This is a genomic window from Paenibacillus aceris, from assembly GCF_017874035.1.
In the GTDB taxonomy this organism is placed as follows: Bacteria; Bacillota; Bacilli; order Paenibacillales; family NBRC-103111; genus Paenibacillus_E; species Paenibacillus_E aceris.
Map to the genome: position 1 here is coordinate 102,835 of NZ_JAGGKV010000021.1, position 14,056 is coordinate 116,890.

Here is a 14,056-nt window from a genome sequence, read left to right on the forward strand (position 1 = left end):
CCGTAATGGATGGACAGAAGTTGTCCTTAGGCATGATTGAAACTTACGGCTTGCCGGCACTGATTGCAGCGGCTGATGCTGCAGCGAAAACGGCGGATGTCAAGGTCACGATGTACGAGAAAGTAGATGCGGGCATCGTAACGGTTTATATATGGGGCGATGTGGCAGCAGTCAAAGCGGCTGTAGATGCTGGGGCTGCAGAAGCGACAAGAGTGGGCAAGCTGCTCGGCACACAGGTGATTCCACGCCCTGACCCCTCGGTCTATACGATGCTGCAGGGTATCGGACGGAAGGATCCACCCCAAGCTTCTGCACCAGAAACGCGGAAACAGGAAGAGCCTCCTGCAACGACAACAAACTGGAACAAAATGACGGTAGCCCAGCTCCGGGAGCTTGCCCATAGCACATCGAAGTTCCCGCTTTCCGGTCGCGATATCCAGTTGGTTAGCAAAGCGGAATTGATCCGGCTATTCACGGAACTAACGGCTGAAGGAGGCGAACCGCCCACATGAAGCTGGACACTGATTTACTGGCGATCCAGGAGGTCCGGGGCCATCTTCAAGAGGCAAAGGCAGCCCAAAAGCTCCTGGAAAAAATGACGCAGCCGCAAATCGATGCCATCGTAACCGCTATGGCCCGAGCGGCGGAGCAGGAAGCAGAGCGGCTGGGAGCTATGGCCGTCCAAGAGACGGGCTTCGGGAAGGCCGCCGATAAGAAGGCCAAAAATCTTTTCGTCGCAAGGGACGTCTACTCGGCAATAAAGGACATGCAAACGGTCGGTATCATCCGCAAGGACGAGGCCAAGCAGGTTTGGGAAATCGCCCAGCCCGTCGGAACCATTGCGGCGATCATTCCCTCAACGAACCCAACCTCCACCATCTTTTTCAAATGCATGATTGCTCTGAAAGCACGGAATGCGATCGTAATCTCTCCGCATCCCTCAGCGCTGCGCTGCTCATTGGAGTCCGCAGCTGTTATGCGGGAAGCGGCAGAGACAGCGGGAGCCCCGCCTGGGCTCATTCACTGCCTCTCGCATCCGTCATTGGAGGCGAGCGGGGAGCTGATGCGGCACAAGTGGACGGATCTCATCTTGGCAACAGGCGGAACGGCCATGGTGAAGGCCGCCTACAGCTCCGGCAAACCCGCTTACGGTGTCGGGCCCGGCAATGTGCCGGTGTACGTCCACCGCAGTGCGAACATCTCGCAGGCGGTGAGCCGCATTATTCAAAGCAAAACCTTCGACTATGGAACGATTTGCGCTTCCGAGCAAGCGCTCGTCGTGGATCAAGCGATTAAACCAGCCCTAATTGAAGAATTAAAACGACAAGGAGCCTACTTTCTTCATACACAAGAGAAAACAAAGGTTGCTTCCATCCTCATCGCCAATAAAGGGATGAATCCGCAGATCGTCGGCCGTCCGCCACAGGACATCGCGGGCAAGGCCGGCATCACCGTCCCGGAAAATGCCCAGATGTTAATCGCCGAAGAGACGGAGGTCGGGCACAATTACCCTTTTTCCATGGAAAAACTTTGCCCTGTGCTTGCTTTATATACGGTGAACGACTGGCAGGAGGGCTGCCAAAGGTGCATCCAGCTTCTTACACTCGGAGGACTCGGCCATACCCTCGGCATACATGCCGAAGATCTAACCGTCATTGAAGCGTTCGGACTGGAAAAGCCGGCATCGCGCATTGTAGTTAACACAGGAACAACTTTCGGCGGAATAGGTGCCACGACCGGGATTTTCCCCTCCATGACACTTGGCTGCGGGACCTTCGGCAATAACATCACATCGGACAATATCGGGCCGCAGCATTTGCTGAATATCAAGCGAGTTGCTTTTGGCATCAAGGAAATGCCTGAGACAAAGGAGTCTGTACCCAATTCCGAGCCTGAGCAAGTCGTACATAAGGCGGCGGACAGCTTAATCAGCACCAATCAGCTTGGTATTACGCGCGAGGAAGTTGCGCAGATCATCAGGAACGTCCTTTCCGAGATGCAACTGAAATAACCCAAGGAGGAGATCGCAATGGCAGGTGAATTGGCTGCATTAGGTTTAGTAGAAACGAGGGGCTTGGTAGGTTCAATTGAAGCGGCAGATGCGATGGTAAAGGCGGCGAATGTGAGATTGGTCGGGAAAGTGCATGTTGGCGGCGGGTTGGTAACGGTTATGGTCAGGGGAGATGTCGGCGCTGTCAAAGCGGCTACAGATGCAGGGGCGGCAGCGGCGGAGAAGGTGGGAGAGCTGGTATCGGTGCACGTGATCCCTCGTCCGCATTCGGATATTGAGTTCATTCTTCCTAAACTTGAAGGGTAAAATATGGCGCTCATTACGGAAACGCAACTGCGCGCGCTGCTGATCAAAGGCCTGCCGAATCCGTTTCCGGTCATGGAGGGGGATAAGCTAACCCCGGCAGCCGCTGATTTCCTGAAGGAGCGGGGCATTCCTTTGCGGCGTGTAGCGCCCGAGCAAATCAGCAATCCGCCTTTGCATTTGGAGGCGTCACCGTCACCCAACCTCATTCCCGTAGGTGTCTCCAACCGGCATGTGCACCTCTCGCTCAATCACATAGAACGTTTGTTTGGAAGTGAACATAAACTAACTCCTCTACGCGAGTTGTCTCAGAAGGGGCAATTTGCCGCTAAGGAAACGGTGACGCTCCAAGGTCCGAAAGGCAGTATCACCGATGTCCGGATCCTGGGTCCTTCAAGAGGAGAGACCCAAGTGGAGATCTCGCGTACGGACGGATTCGAGCTTGGCATTCATCCCCCGGTCCGGCTGTCCGGCAAGCTGGCGGGCACACCAGGAATTACCATGATTGGCCCTAGGGGAACCATCACCTTGTCCCAAGGGTTGATCATCGCTCAAAATCACGTGCATGCGTCTCCGGAAGAAGCCCAGCAGCTGCAGCTCAAACATGGGGACCGCATCATGCTGCAAGCGATGGGGAAGCGGCCGGTCATTTTTGCCGATGTGACGGTGAGGGTGAGTCCGCCGTTTTCGCTGGATTTCCATATTGACAGGGATGAGGCGAATGCAGCCCATTTAAGTTCAGGCGACACGGTTCAGATCATTCGAAAGAACGGTGTTATCGCGAATGCTGAAAGGAGGCCCTACTTAAGTGGAGATCAAGCAGATGGTCGAAGCGATCATTCGTGAGCTTTTGGCACAGCAGGTCACAAGACCGAAAGTGCTCTACCTCTTTTACGACAGCACAGCGCATGAGGCTTTTACCGATCATTTTATCACATTAAATATTCACGGCATTGACCATGATCTTATGTTTCTGGACGGCGAAGCCTCCTGCTGGCTCGGCAAGCACAAGATTGAATGCGGTGGCCGAGGCAAAACGATTGCCTCTGACGAGTTCGCTCCGGCCCCTCTGGAGGTGCCGCTTGAGTACGAAGGCATCGTGATCCCGGAAATCGATTTGGATAATGCGGCGAGGGCAGCCCTCGGCATGAAAGGGACGATCGTCTCTGAGATCATTTTTGCTGCATTGGTTCAACATAAATTTGTCCTCATCGGCGAGGACATCTCAGGGCTTAAAAGGGCCGACCGCCGGACGCTCCAAACCCTAACGCTGCCCACCCCGTATCGCAATCTTTTTGATTATTACAAAATGGAGCTCCAGATGTACGGCGTCGAATTCGCCCCGATGAAGCTGCTTGCCGAAAAGGCTGTGAGCACAATCCGCGCCGAAACTCCGCAAACTCCCACAGCTCCCACAGCTGAGGGCGCCGCATCTGTATCACCTGCCGCACCAACACCTGAATACGCCACCGTCGTCTACGATGGAAGACTGGTCTCGGCGGAATGGATCACGCGTGAGCTGCGAAACCAATCCTTCGGCTCGCTGCGAGTAGGTAAGCAAACGATCATTTCCGCGTTGGCGCAAGACATGCTGAAAGATCGGGGCATCACGATCGAATATATCGCCGAAGGGTGAGGTTCTATGTTTTATGGAAAAGTCATCGGCAGTGTATGGGCGACGCAGAAAGAAGCGGGCATGGACAACCTGAAGCTGCTCGTGATCCAGCCGATGGATTTCAAAGGCCGCGAAGCCGGCACGCCGCTCATTGCCGCAGACCGCATTGGAGCAGGCGTTGGTGAAAATGTGATCGTCTCCCGGGGCAGTCCGGCCAGAACGTTGTTCAAGGACAAAATGGTTCCCATCGACGCGATGATCGTCGGCATTGTAGACAGCTTCGAGGTCACGAAGGAAGCCGAGGAGGAAGCATGGAAGAGCAGAAACAGAGAGTGATTCAGGAATACGTCCCGGGCAAGCAGCTGACACTGGCTCATGTGATTGCGAATCCAGATCCGGTGTTGTATATGAAGCTTGGCATCGAGGAGAGAAGTGCGATCGGGATCCTTACGCTGACACCGACGGAGACAGCCATTATTGCTGCGGACGTTGCGACCAAAGCGGCCGACGTGGGCATCGGCTATTTGGACCGGTTCACCGGCTCGCTGGTGCTTACAGGAGAAGTTGCTGCTGTGGAGATGGCGATTGCCGCCGTGAATGTATTTTTGCTGGAGAAGCTGAAATTTTCGACGGCACCGATCACGAGGTCGTAAGGTTATGAAAAAAGTGATGATCATCGGTGCCGTCGGAGCAGGCAAATCAACGTTAATCCAAGCCTTGTTCGGGGAGTCCCAGCCCGCCGCCAAAACGCAAAGTCTCATCTATCGGGACTGGGTGATCGATACGCCCGGCGAGTACAGCGAGAATCCGCTGTATTACCGCTCACTGATGGCGACCTCGCACGAGGCCGCAGCCGTTCTGCTCGTACAGGACGCTACGCGCGACAGGAACTATTTTCCCCCTGGATTTGAACAAGGTTTTGCTATACGAACATTAGGGGCTGTGACCAAAATCGATCACCCCTTAGCAGATATAGACCGAGCTATTGATCTTCTGAGGCAGTCGCTGCCGGAAGGCGAGATTTTTCTCACCTCTGCCACGTCCAGCCAGGGAATTGACAAACTGAGAACGAGGATTATGCAAATCGTACGCTCCTAATCATAAAAATGAAGAGGGATTCACCATGGCGTCCATTATGGAATTGTGCAGCATGTACACGCATTTGAATGAGGAAGAAGTCCGAATCATCCAAGAGATGGCGGATCACCTGCAATTGATTGCCGATGTGTCGGAATCCGATGTCTTCATAGACTGTCCGCTCCCTAATAAAGGTTCGGCGCTCGTCGTTGCTGAAGCGCACCCTTCCGGAGGCTCCTCCTTGTACAAGACTTCGGTCGTTGGACAGTATGCTTTTGCGCAAAATGAACCTGCCGTCATGTTCTGCCTCCTATCCGGTCAATCTGTAATCGGCTCGCGAGGCATCTCTCAGGAGCAGATTGCCATCCAGCAGAACGTCGTGCCGATCCGTTCCAAAAGCGGTCAAATCATTGGCGCCTTGATCATGGAGAAGGACATTTCCGAGAAGCTTGAGCAGGAGAAGAATGTGACCCGGCTGATGGAGACAACGGAACAGCTGAGCGAAACGCTGTTAGCCGTGGCGATGTCGCAGGGCAGTATGCAGTCGCTGATGCATGAAGGCATTCTTGTTTTTGATGACAAGGAACGGGTTACCTACACCAATCCGCGCGCGCTCGACATGCTGAAGGAAATCGGTCATCCGACTGATGCCGCTAACGGCTCCCCGATAACCCAGTTGTTTTATGGGAAATTGGCTGTTCTTGGCCGTTCAGGGCCTCTTCATCAGGAACTGCAAATCGGGCATGTGACTTTTGAGTTGAAAGCCATGTCCATATACCGGGAGCAGCGGGAGGTTGGCGGTATTATTCTGCTTCGCGACATCTCGGATATGAAAGAGAAAGAAAAACAGCTTGTGATCAAATCCGCCGTCATCAAAGAGATTCATCATCGCGTGAAAAATAATTTGCAAACCGTATCCAGCTTGCTCCGCCTGCAGATGAGGAGAACGAAGCTCGAAGAAGTGGAGCGAGTGTATCGCGACAGCATTAACCGCATTAATTCCATTGCCGTCATTCATGAAATGCTTGCTTTTGAAGGACTGGAAACGATCCACTTTAACGAAGTGGTAGACAGAATAATCAAAAATATCATCTCCTCCTCATCAAAACCGGACCAGACCATCGTCCCGCTGATTTCGGGAGATGAGCTTATTTTACAGTCCGATGTGGCCACGACGCTTGCGCTTGTTGTTAATGAACTTGTGCAGAACTGCGTGCTGCATGCTTTCGGAGAGAGACGTGCCGGTCATATCGAAGTTTCTCTGCAGCAGCACGACACCTTCATCCGGGTCCGTGTATCCGATAACGGCATCGGCTTTAAAGCTGCGAACCATGCCGACAGGAAAGGCCATCTTGGCTTGAAAATCACAGAAACACTGGTGGAAGAAAATCTGGGCGGCGTTCTCGACATTATGACGGATGAGCGGGGGACTAACATTCAGTTAACTTTTCCGATAGCCAAAACGCAGCCAAAGGAGGATGAATCCTCATGAAAAATGCGATCGTCGTCGTTGATGATGATCCGATCATCCGCATGGATATTCGCGAAATGCTGGAAGAGGGCGGTTACTTCGTCGCAGGCGAAGCCAAAAATGGCGAGGAAGCTGTAGAACTTATAGCCCGAGTGAAACCGGATCTCGCGATTATGGACATCAAAATGCCTCTCATGAACGGCATCAAAGCCTCCAATATTATCCGCAAGCTGCAGCAGGATACCTCTGTCCTGCTCCTGACGGCTTACAGCCAGAAGGAGTTGGTGAAGGAGGCGCGGGAGGCGGGAGTGGCCGCTTTCCTGGTTAAACCGGTGTCGGAGGTGGATTTGCTGCCGGCTGTCGAGATTGCGCTCAGTCAGAAGGAGAAGATGGACTCGCTGAAACAGGACATCAAGCTTCTGAAGCAATCCATCGAGGAACGCAAGCTCATTGAAAAAGCGAAAGGCATCGTTATGCAGACTTTCGCCCTGAATGAGGAGGAGGCTTACGCCAAAATGCGCGATGTGAGCATGTTGACTCGCATCCCACTTTCCAAGCTGGCGGCGGACATTCTCCGGGATGGTACCCAGACGTTGTCCGTATCGGCACAGGGCGGGTGAGCGGAATATGGCTGACCAGTGGATCACAAGTGTCGGACTTGATATTGGCACGAGCACGACGAAGATGGTGATTTCCCGGCTGAAAATCGTACGCTCCTCCGGCGCGCTCAGCCTTCCCCGCTTTGGGATTACGGAGCGGGAACTGCTGTATGCCAGCCCGATTTACAGCACTCCGCTCCTCAGCAGCAATGAGATCCATGCGGAGCGCATTTGGGACATCGTGGCTGGGGAGTACGCGCAGGCTGGCATCGGGCCGGCGGATGTCAAATCCGGCGCAGTGATCATTACCGGCGAAACGGCGAATAAAACAAACGCGAAACACATTCTGCATCTACTTGCAGAACGCGCAGGGGATTTCGTGGTCGCGACAGCCGGTGCTGACCTCGAAGGGCTGCTCGCCGGCAAAGGCGCCGGCGCAGAGCGGCGCTCCCTGCAGCTGCGGGGCGCAGTGGCCAATATCGATATTGGCGGCGGGACGGCGAATGCAGCGATTTTCCTAAGAGGCAAGCTGCTCGGCACGGTAACCTTTCATGTCGGCGGCAGGCTCATCCGGATCGATTCGACCGGTACGATTCTGGAGGTGTCGCCATCCATACGCCCTTGGCTGATCACAAGTGGATATAACATGAACGATGGCGATAGAATCAGCCTCGCACAGCTGAACAAAATTTGCACAGCCATGTGCCGCTGCATGATGGACTATTTAAGCGGCCGTGATCCAGGGGCGGCGCTGCGGGCTTTAATGATCGGCTCGCCACTGGCAATGATTCCTTCTATAGAGGAATGGATGGTATCCGGAGGCATCGGTTTGCTGATGGCGCAGACTTCGCCCCAGAGCTTGGCGGATGCTGCGCTGCACGGAGATATTGGCCCTCTGCTTGCGCAAGCGTGGAAAGAGCTTGCCGCAGGGTATCCCATTCGCCATACCCTGGCGGATCAGACAGTTAGAGCGACTGTCATCGGCGCGGGGATGCAGAGCACGGAAATCAGCGGCGCTACGGTGCATTTGGATGCCACGCTGCTGCCGATCCGCAATCTGCCTGTACTCAAGCTTGAATTATCGCCTCAACTGCTTGCCCGGAGCGGAGAGCTGGCCGACCTGCTTGATGCCCTCATGCGAAGCGGCGCAAGCTTATTCGATCAAGAGCTTTCGCCTCCGTTCGGACTCGCTTTGTCAGGAACGAATCACTTGACCTATTCATCGCTACAGTACACAGCCGACCAGCTGTATGCGAGCTTCAGCCGTCATTTTCCTCATAGCGAGGCTATGGTAATCATCTGTGAAACGGACATCGCCAAGGCGCTCGGCCAATCCCTGTCAAGACGCTGCGGACTGCGTCCGAAGATCATTTGCATCGATCAGATCCGTGTCGAGCACGGGGATTATATCGATTTAGGGGAACCGATTTCGGGCATCATGATTCCCGTGGTGGTCAAAACGTTGGCATTCCAAGGCAAAGCCTGAGGGGAGGAAAGCCGCCAGTGAATTTGAAAACAACGCTGCTTGGCACAACTTTTCAATTCAAAGATTTGAAAGAAGTAATGGCGAAAGCGAACGAAGAGAAGTCAGGCGATCAACTTGCAGGCATCTCTGCACGGGATGTCAAAGAAAGGATCGCTGCCAAAGAGGTGCTTGCCGATTTGACGCTGGCGGATATCCGGAACCATCCCTTGCTGCCGCCGGAAACCGACGAGGTATCGCGAGTCATCGAGGAAGCGCTGAATGAGAAGATCTACGCCGAGTTACGCAATTGGACGGTGGCTGAGCTTCGGGAGTATTTGCTGCGGCAGGAAACGGATAATCAGGAAATACGCCGGCTCTCCCGAGGTCTAACGAGCGAGATGGTCGCTGCCGCCGCCAAATTAATGAGCAATCTCGATTTGGTGCAAGCCGCCTCCAAGATGGAAATCACGACGCATTGCAACATCACGATTGGCCAAAAAGGCGTGCTGGCCGGGAGGGCTCAGCCCAATCACCCTACTGACAACATTCAGGGCATTAAAGCGGCCCTCTTTGAAGCTTTAAGCTACGGGATCGGCGATGCGGTGATCGGTATCAATCCAGTGATCGACTCGGCGGACAGTGTGAAGCAGATTTTGCAGATGACCAAAGAGGTCATGGCGAAATGGCAGATCCCGACGCAGAATTGCGTTTTGGCTCATATCAAAACTCAGATGCGCGCAATTCGCCAAGGCGCTCCAGCTGATATGGTGTTCCAGAGCTTGGCCGGTACGGAGGACGGCAATAAAGCTTTTGGCATTGATGTCGCTTTGCTGAACGAGGCTGACGAGCTTATCGCTCGGGAAGGCACCGGGACGGGACCGAACTTGTGGTATTTTGAAACGGGCCAAGGCTCGGAGCTGTCCGCCGAAGCGCATCACGGCATTGATCAGGTGACGCTGGAGTCGCGCTGTTACGGGCTTGCTAGACGATATAAGCCTTTTATCGTGAACACGGTCGTTGGTTTCATAGGGCCAGAGTATCTATATGATAGCAAACAGGTCATTCGCGCCGGGTTGGAAGACCATTTCATGGGCAAGCTGCAGGGATTGCCGATGGGAGTTGATGTTTGCTATACCAATCATATGAAGGCGGATCAGAATGATATGGATAATTTGGCGGTGCTGCTTTCCGCTGCTGGCGTCAATTACTTGATCGGTGTGGCTATGGCCGATGACTGCATGCTCAACTACCAGTCTACCAGCTATCACGATATAGCCACTTTGCGTGAACTCATGAGACTGCGGCCGGCTCCGGCATTTGAACAATGGCTGGTGAAGATGGGCATCATGGAAAACGGCCGGCTTACGCCGCAGGCTGGGGATCCGACTCTATTTATGTGAAAGAGGTGTAAGCATGAAAGAAGCAGTCCCCCTCGATGCTCTGGTGGATAGGGTTATGGCAGAACTGGAGAAGAAGCTTTCCATTTCAGCGTCAAAAGGGGGGGATCACGCGCCTCCTCTGCCTGACACACTCCCTATTCCGGTGGAAGAGGAGCCGCTGTCCCACGTCCCTGATCCCAAATGGGAGGAAGGGATGAATGAGCTGCTGGCCAGCACGCCGGCGCGGATCGGTGTATGGCGTACAGGAACGAGAGCGCTCACCAAAGAAGTGCTGAAATTTCGCCGTGACCATGCCGCTGCTGTCGATTCCATCTATGGTGAAGCGAGTCAGGCGCTTTTAGACCAGTTTGGTTTGTTTACAGTGGAAACACGGTATGAGAACACGGAAAACTACTTAAAGCGCCCCGACATGGGCCGGATCGTCACCGAGGAGGGAGTCGCCCTCATTCAGCAAAAGTGCAAGAAACATCCTCAAGTGCAGATCGTTGTATCGGATGGGCTGAGCGCCAACGCGGTAGATGCCAATCTGGCGGATGTGTATCCTGCCCTTCTTGACTCGCTGAGCGCATACAAGTTATCCACAGGTACTCCGTTTTTCGTTCGTGGCGGCCGTGTTGCCGTAATGGATCACATCGGCGAAATTGTGCAGCCTGAGGTGCTTGTGCTGTTGATCGGAGAACGGCCCGGGCTCGTTTCGTCCAAATCATTAAGTGCTTATATTTGCTACAAACCACGCAAAGGCACGGTAGAAAGTGACCGCACGGTCATTTCCAATATCCATCGCGGGGGAACGCCTCCTCTGGAAGGCGGGGCGCATATCGGCACCATTGTGAAAAAAATGCTCGAACAAAAGACGAGCGGCATCAACCTGGAGATCTAAATTGAACGTCATTGTCTTTCGGTAAAGGAGGTGGAGACGGAATGGGAGTGGCGATTGGGATCATAATCGTTGTGATCACGTGTTTGTTTGCGGGGTGGATCGTTAAAATCGCGAACCGGAGCATTCGTGAATTCGATGAAAGTAAGCATGAAAGCTTCTTGGGAAAATGAGACAGGCTAGAGTTAGGCACGTATCGTATCGATCCGAATAACGATCTGATGAGGAGGAGTCAAGATGAGCCTGTCTTCCAATCATCACGACAAAGACAAAAGTGATTTGAACAAGTTCGGCTATGCCCAGGAGCTGCTGCGCAGTATGGGCGGGTTTTCCAACTTTGCGATCTCATTCTCCATCATTTCCATTCTGACTGGCGCTGTTTCATTATATGGCCACGGACTGACCTATGGCGGAGCGGGCATGATGGGCTTTGGCTGGCCGATCGTCGCGTTTTTCGTCATGTGTGTAGCGGCTGTCATGGCTGAACTGGCCTCGGCCATTCCGACGGCTGGCGCTTTGTACCATTGGGCTGCTATTTTGAAAAACAAACGCTGGGGCTGGTACACGGCCTGGATCAACCTCATCGGCCAAATCGGCATTGTGGCCGGCATCGATTATTCCGTTGCGCTGTTCGCTGACCCACTGATCGCGAGCGTCTTCGGTTATGAGTCCAGCAATACAACCGTGCTGATTTGCTTCACTGTCATTTTGCTTTCGCACGGGATCTTGAACCATATAGGAATTCGGATTGTTTCGAAGCTTAACGACTTCTCCGCTTGGTACCACATTGCCGTGGTGGCGGTGCTGGTTCTCTCCCTCGCCTTCTTCACCAAAGGCAGCCTAAACCCGGTCACGTATTTGTTCAAAGTGGGAGAAACCTTTTCCGATAAACCATATATGTTCGCTTTTTTGATTGGACTTTTGCAAGCGCAGTGGACTTTTACAGGCTATGATGCTTCCGCGCATACCATTGAGGAAACGATCAATCCGCGTGTGCGTGCGCCCTGGGGGATTTTTACATCCGTTGCTTATTCCTTTGTCATCGGCTTCATCATGCTTGCTTTTGTCACTTTGTCCATCAAGGATGCCGGGGCAGCTGCCAGCTCCAGCAATGCGTTCATCTATGTGATCAGCGAAGCGCTGGGCGGCACGTTCGGTTCCGTCATTTTATGGCTGGTCACCGCGGCGATGTGGTTCTGCGGACTCGCATCGATTACCTCTTTTTCCCGTATGATGTATGCTTTCTCTAGGGACAAAGGAATGCCGCTGAGCTCACAATGGGCGCAAATCTCCAAGAAGTACCGCACCCCTGCCAAAGCCATTTGGCTGGCTATCATCCTGTCCTTCCTGCTCGCTTTCATCGACTATCTCATCAAAATGGTGAACCCGGATGCAACGTATACGACCATTGCGTTCCTGACGGCTGTTAGCGTTGTTGGCCTTTATGTCGCTTATGGCATACCGATTTACCTGAAGCTGCGGGCTAAAGCCGAGGGCAGATTTCAAACTAAACATCTCGGGCCTTGGAATCTAGGAACATACAGCACATTGATCTCCGTAGTCGCGCTGCTTTGGATTGTCTTTATTTGTATCATCATGGTCATCCCTCCGAACCAAATGGCCGGTTACGCTGTAGCGGGAATGCTTATTCTCCTTGTCATTATGGATTTGACCTATTACAAAAAACACTTCCCAGGCCCGCAGGCCGCCCTTAACAAGTCCATGGAGGAAATTTTACGCCGGGAAAAAGAGTTGGAATAGCCTTTCTCTGAAGTGTTTAGCATTTGCTAGATTTGGGCATCCTTTTTACTAGAGTTGAAGATTCTAGTGAAGAGGTGCCTTTTTATATGCAGAAAAGTTGGATTAGAGCCATTATCGCAGTAGCAATTATCGGTATTATATTTGGCTGGGTTCGTCATGCGGATGCTCGCAGTGAGCAAGAAGCACTTCAACTTTTGAATACGGTTAAACCATATATGATGAGTCAGCAGCAAATAACCTTCAAATATACGGGTTACTATGGAACATGCGCCGGCAGCGACTCCAAAATGCTGCAAGCTGGCAAGAAACTTTCTCTAGCCTTCGATATTCCTCAAGAAGAGAACTTGAGCGAGTCCAATTCTCATTCCGTGTATTCAGCGAAAAAGGAGGCCGCACCCGGCGCTTTAGTTACTTTAACCGTAGCAAGTCCAGAAGGCTCTAATGAATGTTATGTCGTACTGCGATTAGACGCTTCTGAACATGCTGAGCAATCCGATCTGATGAACTGGCAGGAGCGGGCGGGTGATCAATTAAAGAAACTAGGCATTCAAGGGCAATGGAATGTGATGGTGCAAGGATTTGTAAAGGAGCAGCAGCAGTCACGGCAAAATAGTACCAGTGATCTTGTTCAAGAGATAGCTCAAGCGCTCAAAGGTAAAACCGTAGAAAGCTATAGCGATCCAAAGACGATTAGCTTGTCTCTGGCCTCTGACGAGTTTCAAACATCCATCAAAAGCGGTAATCAAACAGTGAATCTGCAGCTTGCTCTGCATCAAGAATCAACGACAGGCAAATGGCGGCTTACAGCAGGTACACCGATTATCACTATGGAGTACTAGCTCTCAGTCCATATATGAACTTTAAAATAACGCTGAGGAGTGAGAATATGTCAACGATAACGAAACCGGTCATTCCAGGTATTATTGCCGAATCCATTGAAAACTTGCGACGCGAAGGATGGGCAGACGACGATTTCTTTAACTTCCCTAAGTATGATGATGAATCTCCGGAGGCACGCATTTTATTTCACTTCTTTCGTAATAACCGCGTAACGTTCGCGGCGGCAATCGTCAATAGCTATACCGTGCATGATGGATAAAACGAGTCCTAACACTTGCTCTAGAGGCGGGTGTTTTTTGTTGTATTATTGGAAAAATAAAACAGTTGCATTCTGCTTGCGGGACATGTTATATTGTCATTCCGGCCGCAAGATGTCGCAAGACAAGCTGGTGAAAAGCAGCTCGAAAAAAGAATTTAAAAAAAGAGTTGCACAATGAAACATAGTATGGTATATTACATTTCGCTGCTTCGGTAACGCGGCGGTGAACGAAAGAAATTGATCTTTGAAAACTGAACAACGAGTGAGTAAAGCACAGTCGAGTAATCGACTATAAATGAGATTGTATAATCTCGCTAGCAAGTCAATGAGTACAATTAAGCTTTTCTATTATGGAGAGTTTGATCCTGGCTCAGGACG

General features: G+C 52.3%; 17 protein-coding genes. All 17 read left to right on the top strand.

The window, feature by feature from the left end; genetic code table 11:
- Window positions 1-5 precede the first annotated feature (5 nt).
- The 17 genes from J2Z65_RS35795 (at window position 6) to J2Z65_RS27855 (ending at window position 13,678) form a co-directional block, all read left to right on the top strand.
- Window positions 6-512 (top strand): BMC domain-containing protein, encoded by a 507-nt coding sequence (locus tag J2Z65_RS35795; protein WP_167068730.1) that lies wholly within the window; start codon window positions 6-8, stop codon window positions 510-512.
- Window positions 509-2,011 carry an acetaldehyde dehydrogenase (acetylating) gene (locus J2Z65_RS27785; RefSeq protein WP_193581171.1) on the top strand — a complete coding sequence of 501 codons (1,503 nt, stop codon included), beginning with the start codon at window positions 509-511 and terminating at the stop codon, window positions 2,009-2,011. Before J2Z65_RS35795 ends, J2Z65_RS27785 begins: the two co-directional genes overlap by 4 nt.
- A gap of 18 nt (window positions 2,012-2,029) precedes the next feature.
- A complete protein-coding gene (locus tag J2Z65_RS27790) occupies window positions 2,030-2,317 on the top strand; it encodes a BMC domain-containing protein (protein WP_145668697.1) in 288 nt (95 codons plus the stop codon).
- 3 nt (window positions 2,318-2,320) lie between these two features.
- Window positions 2,321-3,160 carry a phosphate propanoyltransferase gene (pduL, locus tag J2Z65_RS27795; protein WP_167068727.1) on the top strand — a complete coding sequence of 280 codons (840 nt, stop codon included), beginning with the start codon at window positions 2,321-2,323 and terminating at the stop codon, window positions 3,158-3,160.
- Window positions 3,123-3,950 carry a hypothetical protein gene (locus J2Z65_RS27800; RefSeq protein WP_167068724.1) on the top strand — a complete coding sequence of 276 codons (828 nt, stop codon included), beginning with the start codon at window positions 3,123-3,125 and terminating at the stop codon, window positions 3,948-3,950. Before pduL ends, J2Z65_RS27800 begins: the two co-directional genes overlap by 38 nt.
- 6 nt (window positions 3,951-3,956) lie before the next feature.
- Window positions 3,957-4,265 (top strand): EutN/CcmL family microcompartment protein, encoded by a 309-nt coding sequence (locus J2Z65_RS27805; RefSeq protein ID WP_167068721.1) that lies wholly within the window; start codon window positions 3,957-3,959, stop codon window positions 4,263-4,265.
- Window positions 4,241-4,582, top strand: a complete 342-nt coding sequence (locus J2Z65_RS27810; protein WP_167068718.1) for a BMC domain-containing protein — start codon at window positions 4,241-4,243, stop codon at window positions 4,580-4,582. Before J2Z65_RS27805 ends, J2Z65_RS27810 begins: the two co-directional genes overlap by 25 nt.
- Window positions 4,583-4,586: 4 nt before the next feature.
- Complete coding sequence (locus J2Z65_RS27815; RefSeq protein WP_167068715.1) at window positions 4,587-5,027, top strand: EutP/PduV family microcompartment system protein; 441 nt, start codon at window positions 4,587-4,589, stop codon at window positions 5,025-5,027.
- Window positions 5,028-5,052: 25 nt separating this feature from the next.
- Entirely contained in the window at window positions 5,053-6,498 is a 1,446-nt protein-coding gene (locus tag J2Z65_RS27820) for a sensor histidine kinase (RefSeq protein WP_167068713.1), read from the top strand.
- Window positions 6,495-7,097 (top strand): ANTAR domain-containing response regulator, encoded by a 603-nt coding sequence (locus tag J2Z65_RS27825; RefSeq protein ID WP_167068710.1) that lies wholly within the window; start codon window positions 6,495-6,497, stop codon window positions 7,095-7,097. Before J2Z65_RS27820 ends, J2Z65_RS27825 begins: the two co-directional genes overlap by 4 nt.
- A 7-nt stretch (window positions 7,098-7,104) precedes the next feature.
- Complete coding sequence (locus tag J2Z65_RS27830; RefSeq protein WP_167068707.1) at window positions 7,105-8,562, top strand: ethanolamine ammonia-lyase reactivating factor EutA; 1,458 nt, start codon at window positions 7,105-7,107, stop codon at window positions 8,560-8,562.
- 17 nt (window positions 8,563-8,579) lie between these two features.
- Window positions 8,580-9,941, top strand: a complete 1,362-nt coding sequence (locus tag J2Z65_RS27835; protein ID WP_167068704.1) for an ethanolamine ammonia-lyase subunit EutB — start codon at window positions 8,580-8,582, stop codon at window positions 9,939-9,941.
- 13 nt (window positions 9,942-9,954) lie between these two features.
- Entirely contained in the window at window positions 9,955-10,821 is an 867-nt protein-coding gene (gene eutC / locus J2Z65_RS27840; protein WP_167068701.1) for an ethanolamine ammonia-lyase subunit EutC, read from the top strand.
- Window positions 10,822-10,862: 41 nt separating this feature from the next.
- Window positions 10,863-10,991: a hypothetical protein gene (locus J2Z65_RS35800; RefSeq protein WP_275691094.1), complete on the top strand. Its 129-nt coding sequence runs from the start codon at window positions 10,863-10,865 to the stop codon at window positions 10,989-10,991.
- 64 nt (window positions 10,992-11,055) lie between these two features.
- Window positions 11,056-12,579: an amino acid permease gene (locus J2Z65_RS27845; RefSeq protein WP_167068698.1), complete on the top strand. Its 1,524-nt coding sequence runs from the start codon at window positions 11,056-11,058 to the stop codon at window positions 12,577-12,579.
- An 86-nt stretch (window positions 12,580-12,665) separates the two neighbouring features.
- Window positions 12,666-13,418 (top strand): YwmB family TATA-box binding protein, encoded by a 753-nt coding sequence (locus J2Z65_RS27850; RefSeq protein ID WP_167068696.1) that lies wholly within the window; start codon window positions 12,666-12,668, stop codon window positions 13,416-13,418.
- 47 nt (window positions 13,419-13,465) lie between these two features.
- Window positions 13,466-13,678: a DUF1642 domain-containing protein gene (locus J2Z65_RS27855; protein WP_167068692.1), complete on the top strand. Its 213-nt coding sequence runs from the start codon at window positions 13,466-13,468 to the stop codon at window positions 13,676-13,678.
- Window positions 13,679-14,056: the final 378 nt, after the last annotated feature.

Excerpts from the sequence above, each read along its gene's own strand:
- pduL (WP_167068727.1), top strand. The coding sequence starts at position 2,321 with ATGGCGCTCATTACGGAAACGCAACTGCGCGCGCTGCTGATCAAAGGC.
- J2Z65_RS27785 (WP_193581171.1), top strand. The coding sequence starts at position 509 with ATGAAGCTGGACACTGATTTACTGGCGATCCAGGAGGTCCGGGGCCAT.
- J2Z65_RS27790 (WP_145668697.1), top strand. The coding sequence starts at position 2,030 with ATGGCAGGTGAATTGGCTGCATTAGGTTTAGTAGAAACGAGGGGCTTG.
- J2Z65_RS27820 (WP_167068713.1), top strand. The coding sequence starts at position 5,053 with ATGGCGTCCATTATGGAATTGTGCAGCATGTACACGCATTTGAATGAG.
- J2Z65_RS27815 (WP_167068715.1), top strand. The coding sequence starts at position 4,587 with ATGAAAAAAGTGATGATCATCGGTGCCGTCGGAGCAGGCAAATCAACG.
- J2Z65_RS27830 (WP_167068707.1), top strand. The coding sequence starts at position 7,105 with ATGGCTGACCAGTGGATCACAAGTGTCGGACTTGATATTGGCACGAGC.
- J2Z65_RS27850 (WP_167068696.1), top strand. The coding sequence starts at position 12,666 with ATGCAGAAAAGTTGGATTAGAGCCATTATCGCAGTAGCAATTATCGGT.
- J2Z65_RS27810 (WP_167068718.1), top strand. The coding sequence starts at position 4,241 with ATGGAAGAGCAGAAACAGAGAGTGATTCAGGAATACGTCCCGGGCAAG.
- J2Z65_RS35800 (WP_275691094.1), top strand. The coding sequence starts at position 10,863 with ATGGGAGTGGCGATTGGGATCATAATCGTTGTGATCACGTGTTTGTTT.
- J2Z65_RS35795 (WP_167068730.1), top strand. The coding sequence starts at position 6 with ATGGATGGACAGAAGTTGTCCTTAGGCATGATTGAAACTTACGGCTTG.
- J2Z65_RS27845 (WP_167068698.1), top strand. The coding sequence starts at position 11,056 with ATGAGCCTGTCTTCCAATCATCACGACAAAGACAAAAGTGATTTGAAC.
- eutC (WP_167068701.1), top strand. The coding sequence starts at position 9,955 with ATGAAAGAAGCAGTCCCCCTCGATGCTCTGGTGGATAGGGTTATGGCA.
- J2Z65_RS27855 (WP_167068692.1), top strand. The coding sequence starts at position 13,466 with ATGTCAACGATAACGAAACCGGTCATTCCAGGTATTATTGCCGAATCC.
- J2Z65_RS27805 (WP_167068721.1), top strand. The coding sequence starts at position 3,957 with ATGTTTTATGGAAAAGTCATCGGCAGTGTATGGGCGACGCAGAAAGAA.
- J2Z65_RS27825 (WP_167068710.1), top strand. The coding sequence starts at position 6,495 with ATGAAAAATGCGATCGTCGTCGTTGATGATGATCCGATCATCCGCATG.